The 14,610-nt window shown below is 62.0% G+C and carries 12 protein-coding genes; 7 read left to right on the forward strand and 5 right to left on the reverse strand.

Features of this window, described 5'->3' with window-relative positions; translation table 11 throughout:
• Window positions 1-87: 87 nt before the first annotated feature.
• Complete coding sequence (locus KL786_RS13945; protein ID WP_215517976.1) at window positions 88-2,436, reverse strand: TonB-dependent receptor; 2,349 nt, start codon at window positions 2,434-2,436, stop codon at window positions 88-90.
• A 155-nt stretch (window positions 2,437-2,591) separates the two neighbouring features.
• Here KL786_RS13945 and KL786_RS13950 point away from each other — a divergent pair, with 155 nt between their 5' ends.
• Window positions 2,592-3,536 carry a LysR family transcriptional regulator gene (locus tag KL786_RS13950; protein WP_215517977.1) on the forward strand — a complete coding sequence of 315 codons (945 nt, stop codon included), beginning with the start codon at window positions 2,592-2,594 and terminating at the stop codon, window positions 3,534-3,536.
• Window positions 3,537-3,715: 179 nt separating this feature from the next.
• On the forward strand, window positions 3,716-5,320 hold the full coding sequence (locus KL786_RS13955) for an alkaline phosphatase family protein (RefSeq protein ID WP_215517978.1): 1,605 nt from the start codon (window positions 3,716-3,718) through the stop codon (window positions 5,318-5,320).
• Window positions 5,321-5,379: 59 nt separating this feature from the next.
• Here the strand turns inward: KL786_RS13955 and KL786_RS13960 are convergent, their stop codons facing one another.
• Window positions 5,380-6,285: a TauD/TfdA dioxygenase family protein gene (locus tag KL786_RS13960; protein WP_065944456.1), complete on the reverse strand. Its 906-nt coding sequence runs from the start codon at window positions 6,283-6,285 to the stop codon at window positions 5,380-5,382.
• Between the two features lie 181 nt (window positions 6,286-6,466).
• Here KL786_RS13960 and KL786_RS13965 point away from each other — a divergent pair, with 181 nt between their 5' ends.
• Entirely contained in the window at window positions 6,467-7,387 is a 921-nt protein-coding gene (locus tag KL786_RS13965; RefSeq protein ID WP_215517979.1) for a LysR family transcriptional regulator, read from the forward strand.
• Window positions 7,388-7,484: 97 nt separating this feature from the next.
• On the opposite strand, the gene KL786_RS13970 is transcribed toward KL786_RS13965, so the two are convergent.
• The gene (locus tag KL786_RS13970) at window positions 7,485-8,486 is read right to left on the reverse strand and encodes an ABC transporter substrate-binding protein (protein ID WP_215517980.1); all 1,002 of its coding nucleotides are present in this window, start codon (window positions 8,484-8,486) and stop codon (window positions 7,485-7,487) included.
• Window positions 8,487-8,773: 287 nt separating this feature from the next.
• Here KL786_RS13970 and KL786_RS13975 point away from each other — a divergent pair, with 287 nt between their 5' ends.
• From KL786_RS13975 to KL786_RS13985, 3 genes are read left to right on the forward strand one after another with little or no spacing between them, the layout of a single operon-like run.
• A complete protein-coding gene (locus tag KL786_RS13975) occupies window positions 8,774-10,372 on the forward strand; it encodes an ABC transporter permease (protein ID WP_215517981.1) in 1,599 nt (532 codons plus the stop codon).
• Window positions 10,369-11,184 (forward strand): ABC transporter ATP-binding protein, encoded by an 816-nt coding sequence (locus KL786_RS13980; protein ID WP_032856539.1) that lies wholly within the window; start codon window positions 10,369-10,371, stop codon window positions 11,182-11,184. The genes KL786_RS13975 and KL786_RS13980 overlap by 4 nt, the downstream gene beginning before the upstream one ends.
• Before the next feature lie 15 nt (window positions 11,185-11,199).
• On the forward strand, window positions 11,200-12,810 hold the full coding sequence (locus tag KL786_RS13985; protein ID WP_215517982.1) for an arylsulfatase: 1,611 nt from the start codon (window positions 11,200-11,202) through the stop codon (window positions 12,808-12,810).
• A 128-nt stretch (window positions 12,811-12,938) separates the two neighbouring features.
• On the opposite strand, the gene KL786_RS13990 is transcribed toward KL786_RS13985, so the two are convergent.
• Window positions 12,939-13,625 (reverse strand): Crp/Fnr family transcriptional regulator, encoded by a 687-nt coding sequence (locus tag KL786_RS13990; protein WP_215517983.1) that lies wholly within the window; start codon window positions 13,623-13,625, stop codon window positions 12,939-12,941.
• 83 nt (window positions 13,626-13,708) lie between these two features.
• Here KL786_RS13990 and KL786_RS13995 point away from each other — a divergent pair, with 83 nt between their 5' ends.
• Window positions 13,709-14,233, forward strand: a complete 525-nt coding sequence (locus tag KL786_RS13995) for an Mpo1 family 2-hydroxy fatty acid dioxygenase (RefSeq protein ID WP_215517984.1) — start codon at window positions 13,709-13,711, stop codon at window positions 14,231-14,233.
• A gap of 10 nt (window positions 14,234-14,243) precedes the next feature.
• Here the strand turns inward: KL786_RS13995 and KL786_RS14000 are convergent, their stop codons facing one another.
• Window positions 14,244-14,609, reverse strand: a complete 366-nt coding sequence (locus tag KL786_RS14000) for a hypothetical protein (protein WP_090293244.1) — start codon at window positions 14,607-14,609, stop codon at window positions 14,244-14,246.
• Window position 14,610 lies beyond the last annotated feature (1 nt).

Below are 14,610 nucleotides of genomic sequence, written 5' to 3' on the forward strand. Positions count from 1 at the left end.
AACGTTAACGATAACGCGCAGCATCAGGTTAACCGTGTTGTCTGGGCTTTCTTCGCGAGCAAGCTCGCTCCTACAGGTGATGGGTGGCTAGAAGTCGTAGCGCCCGGTCACACCCAGTGTGCGCGGGGTGCCCAGCAGCCCTTCATAGCCACCGTTGCCGCCTGTCCACAGGGTGGTGTAGTAGGTTTTGTCGAAGGCGTTTTTCAGCCACAACGACACATCCCACTGGCCCTGCTGGAAGTCGCCACGCAAACCCGTGGACAGGTTGACCAGCCCATAACCGGGAATCTGCCCATAGTCCGAATCCTCGACCGTACCCACCGCCTTCGAGCGATAGGCATAGCTGGCGGTGACATAGGGTTCGAAGCCGTTGTCCAGGTTCCACTTGTACTCACCGTTGGCGTTGGCAATCCACTTCGAGGCGCCTACCACCTGATGCCCGCTCAGGTCGCACGAGGCCGGTGCACCAGGGCGCAGGCTGACTTCCGGTGGGCATGGCGCATCTTTGTACGACAGGTAGCGCACGTCGTTGAACGAGCCATTGATATTCAGCGTCAGCCCCCGGATCGGCACCAGGGTGCTTTCCAACTCGACCCCACGGGAGCGCACAGAACCGGCGTTGGTCAGGTACTGCACGCGGTTGCCGGCATCGTAGGCGTTGGTCTGATAGCCGTTGACCTGGGTCCAGAACAGGTTGGCATTGAGCTGCAGGTGGCGGTCCCACAGCGTGCTTTTAAAACCCAGTTCGGCGTTGTTGGCGCGCTCGGTGCCGATCAACAGTGAGTCCGCACCAGCGGTCGGTGCAGAGCCCACCACCAGGTTGACCCCGCCGGACTTCTCGCCATGGGACAAGGTCGCATAGCCCAGCAGGTCATCGCTGAAACGGTAGCTGAGGTTCAGTAAGCCGGAGGGGCTGGTGCTGTACTGGCTGAGATCGCCGGAATCGTAGGCACCGGCACGACCACGGCGTGCGGTAGCCGCCGCGCCGGCTACCGTTGCACCACCCTCTGGCGCGTTGCGGCTGACCCAGGCACTTTTTTCTTCATAGGTACCGCGCAGGCCAGCGGTGAAATCCAGACGTTCGGTCAGGTGCCAGGTGCCCTGGGCGAACAGCGCAAAGCTGTCGGTGCGGATATGCCCGTTGCCAATGCTGGTGACATTGCTCAAGGCCCCCGTCGGCGTGCCGTTCCAGATATCAGCCTGGGGCCCGTAATAGGCGAAGGATTTATTGTCCAGGTCAGAGCCGAAGTAGTAGGCCCCGAGCACGTAATCGAAGAAGCCACCGGTCGGTGACGCCAGGCGAAACTCCTGGGACCACTGCTTATCTTCCACCGACACGCCAGCGTTATAGGACGCCGGCACGTTGAGGCCGTCGTCGTTGCGCGGGGTGAAATTCCACCAGCGATAGGCGCTGACCGACGTCAGGGTGAAGTCGCTGGGCAGGGTCCAATTGGCCTCAAGGGACGTCCCGCCCTGGAACACCGTGACACGTTGGTCGTTGTCCAGGTTGACCTTGCGGTGGGAACCGTCGACCAGGGTCGCCCCGGCCGCCCGCGCCCTGGACTCATATTGGTTGACGCCATTGATGGTCGGCCCGGTGCTGTACAACACACGGGTGCCGGCGCTGGAAGCTTCTTCGTTGTAGTCGCCGATCCAGCGCAGGTTGAATGCCTCGTTGGGCTTGTACAGCAGTTGCCCGCGAAAGCCCTGGCGTGAACCACCATTGAGATCGTGACCGTTGTATTCGTTCTTGATATCGCCATCGCTGCGCGTGCGATAGGCGGAAAAACGCCCGGCCAGTTCATCATTGAGCGGCCCGGAAATCGTGCCCTTGGTCTGGAAATAACCGTCCTCGCCCACTGAGGTTTCGATGCTGCGCTCCGGGGTAAAACTTGGCGCGCGGGTGCTGATATTGATGACCCCGGCCGTGGTGTTCTTGCCGAACAACGTACCTTGCGGGCCACGCAATACCTCAAGCTGCTCGATGTCCATCAGGTCAAACACCGCCATGCCCGGGCGCCCGAGGTACACGTTGTCGATGTACAGGCCGACGCTGCCCTCCAGGCCGTCACTGGCCGGGTTATTGCCCAGCCCGCGAATCGACACGCTGGATTGACGCGCATGCATGTAGGCGACGTTGACGCTGGGCACCAGCTGTTGCAGATCCTGGATCCGATAAATTCGCTGACTCTCCAGGGCCTGCCCACCCACCACACTCATGGGCGTGGGCACGTCCTGGGCGCTTTCGGTGCGTCGGCGTGCAGTCACGGTGACCGTTTCCAATTGCCCGCTGGCGCTCTCGCCCTTGCTCGCGGGTGCTGGCTCTTCAGCCGCCTGGCTCGGTGACCAACTGGCACTGCCCGCCAGCAATAACGCCAGGGGTAGGCGCTTGAGCCGCCAGGCAGAGGACGGTACAGCAGGCTTCGACACACTCATGAGCGGCTCCGGAATCGAGGAATATGCACAATCACATATTCTTTAAAGTTATTTATTTATGTTTTTACAAACTTTTACTGCATAAGAGATAGCCTTTATAAGGAGTCGACCTAATGCATAGCCAATGCATTTCCCCGATATTTTTAATGTGAAAAATGCATATCGATCTGCGCCAACTCCGCCACTTCATCGCCCTCGCCGAACAACGCAGCTTTGTCGCCGCCGCGGCCACGGTGAACCTGTCGCAATCGGCCTTCAGCCGCAGCATCCAGGCCCTGGAACACAGCGCCGGTTGCCAGTTGGTGGATCGCGGGCGCAAGGACCTGGCCCCGACCAAACAAGGCCAGGTGCTGCTTGAACATGCGCGGCGGCTGGTCAGCGGTGCCCAGCAGTTGGCCAACGAGATCAGCCAGTTCAATGGCCTGGAAGCCGGCGAGCTGCGCTTTGGTTGCGGCCCCGCACCGGCCTCCGGGTTGGTGCCACGGGCCATCGGCAGTTTTATCGGGCGCTACCCCAAGGCACGGGTGCAGTTCCAGGTGGACGACTGGCAAAGCCTGGGCAAGCGCCTGCTCAGTGAAGAGTTCGAGTTTTTCGTCGCCGACACCCGCCACTTCGAAGCCAACCCGGACTACCAGACCTACCGCCTGCGCCCGCGAAAGTGGCACTTCTGCTGCCGCAGCGGCCACCCGCTGGCCCAGCGCGAAACTGTCAGCGCTGCCGAGCTGATGAGTTATCCCCTGGCCGTGACCATCCGCCCGCCGAACCTGCGCAAGGTCATCGTCGACCTCAGCGGCCGCCCTGACTACACGCCCAATGTCGAGTGCGAGAACGGCTACAGCCTGCTGGGGGTGGTGCTGCGTTCCGACGCCATCGGCATCGTCAGCGCCAACAGCGATGCGCTGCACCTGACCCGGGGCGAGCTTGTGCGGTTGACGATCGAGGGGTTGGCCGAGGACCTGGAGGAGCGCTACACCCGCTATGGCATCGTCAGCCGCGCCGGGTATCGGTTGTCACCGTTGGCCGAGGCAATGATCGAGCAGATCAAGCAGGTGGATGAGCAGGATGACGAGGTGTGTTCGCTGGAGAACTTTGCGGTCTGAGGAACCGCTATCGCAGGCAAGCCAGCTCCCACAGTGGAATGCGATCAACCTGTGGGAGCTGGCTTGCCTGCGAAAGCGTCACCATGCACCCACTGCATAAACCCCATTCCCCAAATGCACTTGCCTCAACCCCATCCAACCGGCGAAAACCCTCACCTGCCCCTCATCCGGTGACCCCCATGCCCCACGTACGCAACGTGCTCTACATCATGTGCGACCAACTGCGTCGCGATTACCTCTCCTGCTACGGCCACGCCCACCTGCACACGCCCAATATCGACCGTTTGGCCGCTGCCGGCGTGCGTTTCAGCCGCGCCTACACCCAGGGCACGATTTGCGGGCCGTCGCGGATGTCGGCCTATACCGGGCGCTATGTCAGCAGCCATCAGGTAGCGTGGAACGCGGTGCCGTTGCCACTCGAAGAGCTGACGATTGGCGACTACCTGCGCCCACATGGCATCCGTACCGCGCTGGTGGGCAAGACCCACGCCACGCCCAATCTCGACGCCTTGCAACGCCTGGATATCGACCCCGACAGCGCACAAGCGGAGCCCCTCAATGAGGTCGGTTTCGAGGCGTATTTGCGCCATGACGGGATCTTCCCAGACAGCCCGCTGTTCGCAGACAAACGCGAGTCCGCGCCCTACACCCATTACCTGCGCGCGCAAGGGTATGCCGGGAGCAACCCCTGGCATGAATGGGCCAACGCCGCAGCCGGCGAAGACGGGGCAGTCCTGAGCGGCTGGCACATGCGCAACGCCCACTTGCCGGCACGAGTAGCCGAGGCGCATTCGGAAACGGTCTACACCACCGACCGCGCCATCGACTTTATCCACGAACAAGGCGAGCAACCCTGGTGCCTGCACCTGTCGTACATCAAGCCGCACTGGCCCTATATCGCGCCCGCGCCGTATCACGCGCTGTATGGCGTCGATCAGGTGCAGGCACCGATTCGCGCCAAGCCCGGGCAGGCCAGCGATCACCCGGTGTACCAGGCGTTTCGCCAACACCAGGAGAGCGTGAATTTTTCCCGCGACGAAGTGCGGCTGCGGGTGATTCCTACCTATATGGGCCTGATCAAGCAGGTCGATGACCAGCTCGGTCGCCTGTTCGATGTGCTGCAAAGCAATGGCCGCTGGGATGACACGCTGATTGTATTTACCAGCGACCATGGCGACTTCCTCGGCGATCACCACTTGGGCGAAAAAGAGTTTCTGCTGGAGCCGGCAGTGGGCATTCCGCTGATCGTGCGCGACCCACGCGCCGCGGCCGATATCAGCCGGGGCACGGCGGATAGGCGCCTGGTGGAAACCATCGACGCCCTGCCGACCTTCCTTGAGGCCCTGGGCTTGCCGAGCGCCGAGCATCGCCTGGAAGGCCGTTCATTGATCCCCCTGCTGCATGGCGTAGAAACGGATTGGCGCCGCTACGCCATCGCTGAATACGACTATGCGTTCCAGGCCCCCGCCCGCGAACGCCTGGCGCAACCCATCGACCGTTGCCGCATGACTATGGTGCGCAGCGAACGTTGGAAATACCTGGCGTATGACGGCTTTCGCGCCCAGCTGTTCGACCTGGAAAACGACCCGCAGGAATTGCACGATTTGGGTGCAGACCCGGCGTATGTCCAGGTGCGCGAAGTGCATCAGGGGTATCTGTTCGAATGGCTGCGGGGGTTGAAACGCAGGACCACCATCAGCCACGCCGAGATTGATCTGCGTGGCCAACGGTTTCGCTATGGTGAGCCAGAAACGGAAAAGGTGGTGCAGATCGGGGTTTGGTAACCCCCCAAATCCCCTGTGGGACGCGAGCAAGCCCGCTCCCACATTTGATCTGCGGTGGGCTACAGGCCTTTGGTGGTCTGGCTGCGCTGCCCCTGCACACTCACCGGCACATCGCCCTTGAGGGTCACGCGGCGCACGATGCGTTCCTGGGTGCCGTAGTCATCCACTGCGTAATGCTGGGTGGCGCGGTTGTCCCAGATCGCCACGTCACCGGTGTTCCAGCGCCAGCGCACGGTGTTTTCCAGGCGGGTGACGTGGCTTTGCAGCAGGTTGAACAGGTGTGCGGAATCGGCCTGCGAGTAACCCTTCAGGCGTTTGACAAAGTGCCCCAGCAGCAAGGTTTTTTCGCCGCTGACCGGATGCACGCGCACCACCGGGTGCTCGGTCTCGTACACCGTCGAGGTGAAGATCTTGCGGTACTCCTCAAGCTTTTCCGGCGCCACATCCGGCTTGCGCGCGGCGTAGTCGTATTCGTTGCTGTGCACCGCCCACAGGGTGTCGGCCAGGGCACGCACTTCGGCGGTCAAGTCGTTGTAGGCGCTGGCGGTGTTGGCCCAGACCGTGTCGCCACCCGATGCCGGCGCCAGCACCGAACGCAGGATCGAGGCCTTGGGGTACGCATCGACGAAGGTCACGTCGGTGTGCCAGGAGTTGGCACGCTGGCCGCGCCCGCCGTCCAGTTCCATCAAGAAACGCGTGCCATCGCGCACCGGCACCGTGGGGTGGGCAATCGGCTCGCCGAGCAAGTGGGCGAAGGCTTCCTGGCTCTGGTCGTCGAGGTGGGTCTGCTGGCGAAAGAAGATCACCTTGTACTGCACCAGCGCGTGCTGGATGGCTTCGACCGTGGCGGCGTCGAGGTCGCCGGACAGTTTGATGCCCCGGATCTCGGCGCCGATACGCCCAGCGACCGGGTGAATATCCAGCGCCAGGGCGACGGGTTGAACAGCGAGTGCGGCATTGCTCATTGGATGACCCTCATGTGTCTGCTTACGGTGGGGTGACGCTGCGCCAACGCTCTATTCATATGCAATTTAGGTCTAACAAATGAACGCATGCTTCGTTGACGGAATAAGAGCTTGCATTTAAAACCTCAGCTCCCCTGGTCGCAAATGCCTTCGACCTATTTTTAAAATGCCGGGAAAGCATATGGATCTTCGCCAACTGCGCTACTTCATCGCCCTTAACGAACACCGCAGTTTTGTCCGCGCGGCCGACGCCATGGGCATCACGCAACCGGCGTTCAGCCGCAGCATCCAGGGCCTGGAACAGGAGTTCGGCTGCGTGCTGGTGGACCGTGGCCACAAGGATTTGCGCCCCACCCCGGAGGGCCAGGTGGTGCTGCAACATGCCTTGAGCCTGGTGCATGGCGCCGCCCTGTTGAGCAGTGAAGTCACGCGCATGACCAAGCTCGATGCTGGTGAGCTGCGCTTCGGTTGCGGCCCGGCGCCCGCCGTGAAACTGGTACCGGATGCAGTGGCGCGATTCGTCAACGCGCACCCGAAAATCCGTACGCGCTTGCAGGTGGATAACTGGGAAACGCTGAGCCGTAGCTTGAGCCGGGAAGAGATCGAATTCTTTATCGCCGACATCCGCCAGTTCGAAGCCGATCCGAATTTCCAAACCCAGGCGCTGACGGCCAAGCGCGGGGTATTTTTCTGCCGGCCGGGGCACCCGCTGCTGGCCAAGGACAGCCTCTCGACCAACGACATGTTCGACTACCCGCTGGCGTCGCCGCTGATCTCCCAGGGCATTCGCAAACTGCTGGCGAACCTGAGCGGGCGCATGGATTTCTCACCGAGCATACAGACCGAACACTTTCCGGCGCTGGTGAGGATCGTGTTGCAGTCCAACGCCATTGGCGTGGGCACCGAGGAGGCCTTTGCCGAGGACATCGCCCGGGGCGCGCTGGTGCTGCTGCACTGGCGCAACCTGCCACAGAACATGGAGACCATGAGTGCGCGGTGCGGGATAGTCAGCCGCACCGGTTCGCGTTTGTCGCCGGCGGCCAAGGCGATGATCGAGACGTTGGTGGCGGTGGATCGCCAGGAAGTGGATGTGGCGGTCTGAAGGGCGCCATCGCAGGCAAGCCAGCTCCCACATTTGACCGCATTCAAATGTGGGAGCTGGCTTGCCTGCGATGAGGCCCGTTCATGCACTGTAGATTTCAGATCCCCGCCGCCGCCAACCCCGGCACCACCCAATCACTGACCTGGAACGGCTTGCGAATCAGCCGCTCCTTCGACGCCAGATCCACCGCATCCTGCAGCTTGCCCAGGAACACCGGATCCAGGGTCGACGGGAAAATCTCGCTGAGTTTCTGGTCCTTCAAATCATTGGTCAAAATCACCGGCGGATAACTCGCCAGCCCAGACACCAGTTCGATATACGCCTGCTTGTTGTTGTCATCGGTCAACCACTGCACCGCCTGCTGCTGGGCCTTGAGCAGTTTGGCCACCACCTCGGGATGGGCGTCGACAAATTTGCCACTGCCCACCAACACCGCCTGCACGCTGCCTGCGCCGCCCAGGTCCTTGGTGGTCAGGGGGATTTCGGCCAGGCCCTTGGCCTGCAGTGAACTCAAGTTCGACCCGCCCCAGGTCGCATCAATCTGCTTGGCGGCCAGGGCAGCCACGGCCGCGTTGAAGTCCAGGTTGATGATTTTCAGGTCCTTTTCACTCAAGCCCTGGCTGGCCAGGGCGCCGTTGAGGGACAGTTGGGTGGCCGTGCCGCGAAACACCGCCACGCGCTTGCCCTTCAGGTCCTGCAAGGTTTTGATCCCGGAGCCCGGTACCACGCCCAGGTACTGTTTCACCCCGCGAGCGGTGGCGCTCAGCAGACGGGTATCGAGGCCATTGGAACGGCCGATGATCGCCGCCAGGTCGCCCAGGTAAGCCAGGTCTACCTGGCCGTTGGCGAAGGCTTCATTGATCACGGGGCCGGCGCCCTTGAAGTAGTTCCACTGGATCTTGATGCCCTGGTCGGCGAAGGCTTTTTCAAAGATCTGCTGGCTCCTCAGTACATCCGTCAGGCCACCACCACTGTTCTGGGTGCCGGCACTCAGGTCGGGCACGGCAATACGGATTTCCTTGAGGTCGGCGGCATGTACCAGCCCGGCGAGCGCTGTGCCTGCTACCAGGGTGATCAAGCGTTTGAAGGGCAATTTCATAGAGTGTGCTCCTGTGGGCGACGGTGGCCTGGGGAGCAGAAAGTACGCACAACGCGGTAAAAACTTTAAATACTATAAATTCACAATTTAATAGCTTTTTGATCTATGCGCACTGCGGCCCCGGCGCCAGAGGGTTATGCATCAACAGCATGGAAAATATTCTCCAAATGCATTGGATGCGTGTCGGGCAGAGGCTTTAAATGGTTTCTCTTATCCCTAAATAATCTTGATTGTTTGTTTATAAGATCAAAATCACATAACGCACTCGCCGACACCGGAGGTCTTCCATGGCCCGAATTTCACTGTTGAGCCTGCCGCTCGCCGCCCCTGCCAAGGGTGGACGGGCACATTGGCCAAACCTGAGTGAACGCCTGCTGCCATGGCTGCTGCCACTCACGCTGTTTACCCTGTGGTGGCTGGCCAGCCGCAATCACTGGATGAGTGAGCAGATCCTGCCGGCGCCTTCGCTGGTCTGGAGCAGTGCCGTGGAATTGGCCGGCGGCGAGTTGTGGAGCCACTTGGCGATCAGCCTGCAACGGCTGTTCTGGGGGCTGTTGGCGGGCGTCGGGGCCGGGGCGTTGCTGGGCGCGCTGTTGGGCTTCAGTGCCCGTGCCGAACGCCTGGTGTTCCCGACGTTCAGCGCCCTGTCGCAAGTCCCGACCCTGGCCTGGATCCCGCTGTTCATGGTGTTTTTCGGGATTGGCGAAACCCTCAAGCTGGTGGTGCTGGTCAAGGCCATTGTGGTGCCCGTGACCCTGCACACCCTGGTCGGCGTGCGCGATGCCCAGCCCGGTTTGCGTGAGGCTGCACGCGTGCTGCGCTTGCCCAGCCATCTGTTGATCCACCGCCTGATCCTGCCCGCTGCATTGCCCGCGTTCATGGCCGGGGTACGCCTGGCCCTGGCCGCCGGCTGGACCTCACTGCTGGCCGTGGAGCTGCTGGCCTCCAGCGAAGGCATCGGCTACCTGATGGTCTGGGCGCGGCAGTTGTTCATGCTCGATATCGTGTTTGTGTGCATCGTGGTGATCGGGGTGCTGGGCGTGGTGATGGATCGCGGTATTGGCTGGCTGGATCGCAAGTGGGTGCATTGGCCCCATCCGGCTACCGCGCAGATCCGCCGTGGCCCGCGCTACCAAGGCTGGCAACGCCTGCAACCGTGGTTACTGCCCTTGAGCCTGTTGGCGCTGTGGCAGTCGGCGACCGCCCTGGACTGGGTCGATGCCAATATCCTCGTCAGCCCCTGGACCGTGTTGCACACCACCGCCAGCGGCGTATTCGATGGCAGCCTGCTCAGCGCCCTGGGCAAAAGCCTGGGACGGACCTTGAGCGGGTTGCTCCTGGGCGGCGGCCTGGGCTTTGCCCTTGGCCTGTGGCTGGGCCTGTCACGCCGCAGTGAGCGAGTGCTCGGCCCGACCCTGGCGGCCCTGCGTCAGATCGCCATTTTTGCCTGGGTGCCGCTGCTCACCGCCTGGTTCGGCCTGGGCGAGTTGGCCAAGTCGGTATTTATCGCCCTGGCCGCGTTTTTCCCGCTGTTCATCGCCACTCAACGCAGTGTGCTGAACCTCTCGCCGCAGCTCAATGAAGCCGCCCAGGTGCTGCGCCTGGGCCTGGCCCTGCGCCTGTGTCGTCTGGTATTGCCAGGGGCGGCAGCGGGGATTTTCGCCGGGCTGCGCCTGAGCCTGATCTACGCCTGGCTGGGCACCATCGGCGCCGAGTATTTCATGCCGTCCAACGGTGGCATCGGCAGTTTGATGATCGGCGCCCAACAGTTGCTGCGCATGGACCTGATCATGAGCGGCATGCTGCTGGTCGGCCTCACCGGCGCGGCACTCAACCTTCTCGGCCAACGCATCGAAACCCGCGCCACGCGCTGGAGACACGCATGACTGCACCTATTGTCAGCTTCAACCATGTGGGCAAGACCTTCGACGTCGACGGCTTCGAGCTGGAAGCCATCCGCGAATTCAACCTGGATATCGCCGAAGGCGAGTTCGTCGCGATTGTCGGCTCCAGCGGCTGCGGAAAATCCACATTGCTGCGCCTGCTGATCGGCCTGGACACGCAGTTTCGCGGCGAGATCCGCGTCGATGGCAAGGCCGTGGAAGGCATCGGCGGCGAGCGCGGCATCGTGTTCCAGGAACACCGTCTGTTCCCATGGCTGACGGTCGCGCAAAACATCGGCCTGGGCCTGGTCAACGAGCCGTTGAGCGAGGCCCAGCGCCAACAGCGCATCACGGACTTTATCGAATTGGTCGGCCTCACCGATTTCACCCGCGCCTACCCGCATCAATTGTCTGGCGGCATGGCGCAGCGGGTAGCGATCGCCCGTGGCCTGGTGGCCAGCCCGCGCATCCTGCTGCTGGACGAGCCCTTCGGCGCCCTCGATGCCCTGACCCGCCAACAGATGCAGGATGAGCTGCTGGCGATCCGTGCCCGCGCGAAGATCACCACAGTGCTGGTGACCCACGATGTGGAGGAAGCGATTTTCCTCGCCGACCGCGTGGTGGTGATGGAGCCCCGTCCCGGACGGATCAAGCAGGTGGTAGATATCGCCCTGCCCCATCCGCGCCAGCGCAGCAGCTTTGACTTCCACCAATTGCGCGAAGAACTGCTGCACGAACTGATCAGCGACGACCACTACCAGCCGCCGCTGCGTGAACAGATCCGTGACCTGCCCCTGGCCTTTATTGCCTGCTGATTGAGGAGTGTCTTGATGCCGCAACGTCCCAACTTTCTAGTGATCCTGGCCGATGACATGGGCTTCTCCGACCTCGGCGCGTTTGGCGGGGAAATCGCCACGCCGCACCTGGATGCCCTGGCACTGAACGGCCTGCGCCTGACCGACTTTCACACCGCACCCACCTGCTCGCCGACCCGTTCGATGCTGCTCACCGGCACCGACCACCACATCGCCGGGATCGGCACCATGGCCGAGGCGCTGACCCCCGAGCTGATCGGCAAGCCGGGCTACGAAGGCTACCTCAACGACAAGGTGGTGGCCCTGCCCGAACTGCTGCGCGAGGCCGGTTACCAGACCTTGATGAGCGGCAAGTGGCACCTGGGGCTGACGGCTGAACTGGCGCCCCATGCCCGTGGTTTCGAGCGCTCGTTCTCGCTGTTGCCGGGGGCGGCCAACCACTATGGTTTCGAGCCGCCCTACGACGACAGCACGCCCGGGCTGCTCAAATCCACCCCGGCGCTGTACATCGAGGACGACACCTTCGTCGAGCAATTGCCCGAGGGCTTCTACTCCTCCGATGCCTTTGGCGACAAGCTGCTGCAATACCTCAAGGAGCGTGATCAGACCCGGCCATTTTTTGCCTACCTGCCGTTTTCCGCGCCGCACTGGCCGTTGCAGGCGCCGGTGGAGATCGTCGATAAATACCGTGGCCGCTACGACGCCGGCCCCGAAGTGCTGCGCCTGGAGCGCCTGGCAAAACTCAAGACCCTGGGGCTGATCGATGCCGACGTGGAACCCCATCCGCTGGTCGAGCTGAACACTCAATGGGCGGCGCTGAGCGATGAGCAACGCCAGGTCTCGGCGCGGGCCATGGAGGTGTATGCCGCGATGGTCGAGCGCATGGACTGGAACATCGGCCGGGTGGTGACGTACCTGCGCCAGCAGGGGCAACTGGACAATACATTCATCCTGTTCATGTCCGACAACGGTGCCGAAGGCGCGCTGCTCGAAGCTTTTCCCAAATTCGGCCCCGAGCTTTTGACCTACCTCAACCAGCATTACGACAACAGCCTGGGCAATATCGGCCGCGCCAACTCCTATGTCTGGTATGGGCCATCGTGGGCCCAGGTGGCGACGGCACCTTCACGCCTGTTCAAGGCCTTCACCACCGAAGGCGGGATTCGTGTGCCGGCGCTGGTGCATTACCCGCAGTTGGCACTCAAGGGGCAGGTCAGCCATGGCTTCGGCACGGTGATGGACATCACCCCGACCATTCTCGACCTGGCCGGCGTGCGCCACCCCGGCAAACAGTGGCGCGGCAAGCCGGTTGCGCCGCTGCGGGGCAAATCGTGGCTGGGCTTTTTGTCTGGGGAAACCGCACAGGTACACGACGAACATACCGTCACCGGCTGGGAGCTGTTCGGGCGCCGGGCGATTCGCCAGGGGCAATGGAAGGCGGTGTATATCCCGGGGCCCGTAGGGCCGGCGACCTGGCAACTGTACGACCTGGGGCGTGATCCTGGGGAGATCCATGACCTGGCCGTGAGCCAGCCGGAAAAGCTGGCGACCTTGATTGGGCACTGGCAACAGTATGTGGAGGAGACGGGGGTGGTGCTCAGTGCTTCGCCGTTTCAGCCGGACTGAGGTTTTGTAGTGCCTGGTAGGACCTTTTCGCGAGCAAGCCCGCTCCCACATTCGATCGCACTCCAAAGAATGTACTCGGTCGAATGTGGGAGCGGGCTTGCTCGCGAAGGGGCCCTAACAGGCACCGCCTACCCCTGCGCCATCTCCCGCAACCGCCCTACATCAAGTATCTCAATCTCCCCATACCCCAACCGCACAACCCCCTGCTCTTGCAACGCCTTGAGCAGCGCATTGGTCGTCTGCCGTGATACCCCCAGCATCGCCGCCAAGTCCTCCTGTGCCAACTGCACCACACGCCGCGAGCCATCGATCTCGCCATACCCCTCGGCAATCATCCACAACCGATGGGCCACCCGTACCGACGCGGGCGCAAGGCTCAACTGCTCGATATTGATAAAGCTCAGCCGCAACTTCTGGCTCATCAGCAAGGCCATGTCCCGCCAATAGGCCGGGCTTTGCGCAAGCAAGTGCAGCATCGCCGCCTGCGGTACCTGCAACAGGGTGCAAGGCCCGACCGCACACGCATCGTGGGTGCGCAGCAGGCCGTCGAACACGGCGATTTCGCCAAACCAGAAGGGCGCTTGCGCCAGGCTCAACAACGCCTCCTTACCCTGCTCGTTCACGGCGCTGATGCGCAGGCTGCCCTCCAGCACCGCGTACAGGCCGCACGGTGGGTCGCCACGCTTGAACAGCACCTGCCCCGCCGTCAGCTGCCGCACACGGGCATGGGCCAGCAGACTATGCTGCAAGGGAGCAGGCAGATGGCGGTACCAGTGGCCGCTGGACAGCCGTCCATGCCAAGACTCTGCGTCCATGAGAACTCCAAAGATTGTCGCCCAGTTGACAGTTTGTCGCAGTCCTACAGGGCATGATCAAGCATCCTACAGGAGGAATAACAATGAAAAGCCTCGTCGACCATCTGAGCCAATACGCCGCCTACCACCGCGACCCGCGCAACATCGCCAGCCACTTTATCGGCATCCCCATGATCGTCGTCGCCGTCGCCGTGCTGCTGTCACGCCCCGAATGGACTGTGGCCGGCCTGTGGCTGTCGCCGGCGGTGTTGCTGGCGTTGTTTTCTGCGGGGTTCTACCTGCGCCTGGAACTGGCGCTTGGGGTGTTGATGAGCGTGCTGATGGGCTTGTCGGTATGGGCTGGGCATGTGCTGGCGGCGCAAAGCACGCTGGTGTGGCTCAGCAGCGGTATCGGCCTGTTTGTGGTGGGTTGGGTGATCCAGTTTGTCGGCCATTACTACGAAGGGCGCAAACCGGCCTTTGTCGACGACGTGTCCGGGCTGATCGTGGGGCCGCTGTTTGTGGTGGCGGAACTGGCGTTCCTGGTGGGGTTGCGCCATGACCTCAAGCGGCAGATCGAGGAGCGGTCGGGGCCGGTGCGGGTGAAGCGTAAGGATTTGGTGGTTTGAGTCCGTGACGTCAGTGGAATGGGTCCCACAGGAGCATCGCCACCACACGAAACACCCAAAAAACACTCCAATAAGTCGGCCATACAACCCAGCGTTTAAGCCCTAATGGGATGGCGGCAAGCTCTTCACGGGTGACGTCGCCCTTTTTGATATAAACCGAGGGATGAGCCAGGAAGCAGGCAATCACGCTCATACGCATCATCTTGTCGATTCGGCGACTTCTCGACCAGAAACGCTTACTTCTCTGAACAACCTCATTTTCGCTGAAATAACTTTCCAGCTCATCCAGCTTTGTGTAATCAACAAATAATAAAATGCCTGCAAGAACTACTATTTCAAATACCGTCAAGCCTGCAAAAAAGAGCTCACTGTCCATA

Source organism: Pseudomonas sp. TAE6080, assembly GCF_018732265.1.
Classification (GTDB): domain Bacteria; phylum Pseudomonadota; class Gammaproteobacteria; order Pseudomonadales; family Pseudomonadaceae; genus Aquipseudomonas; species Aquipseudomonas brenneri.